Annotated in this window: 1 protein-coding gene; it reads left to right on the top strand. The window is 52.3% G+C overall.

Features of this window, described 5'->3' with window-relative positions; all coding sequences use genetic code 11:
• The coding region (locus tag Q1A08_RS21390) for a VCBS domain-containing protein (protein WP_299776427.1) at positions 1 to 415 on the top strand (415 nt) is incomplete at both ends.

Genomic DNA, 415 nt, shown 5'->3' with positions numbered 1-415 from the left:
CAGCGATTACCGGCGTAGTTGCGGGTACACAAACTGGCGATATCTCTGGTGGTGTTAATACGGCTATCGCGGGATCGTTGGGTTCTCTTACTCTGCAAGCTGATGGTACTTATACCTACACCCCTGGTGCCGGTGCAGCCGCCTTAGCAGAAGGTGCAACGGCCACTGATACATTTAGCTACACCCTAAAAGATGCGGACGGAAGTTTCTCAACTACTACAGTAACGATTACCGTGACAGGCACAACTGACGGGTTGCCTACAGTTACGATCACGGATAACAACGCGGGCGCCACGGGCGATGAGAGTGTTGTTGAAGATAGCAGCTCAACTGGCAATACATTTACGATCAGTGCTCCGGATGGCTTAGGCTCGCTGAGCATTGCAGGGCAGGCAATTACGGCAGCTGCCTTAAA

The organism is uncultured Pseudoteredinibacter sp., from assembly GCF_947500695.1.
Lineage (GTDB): Bacteria > Pseudomonadota > Gammaproteobacteria > Pseudomonadales > Cellvibrionaceae > Pseudoteredinibacter.
The sequence above is the reverse complement of the archived record's forward strand: the minus strand, read 5'-3'. Positions and strand labels throughout refer to the sequence as shown.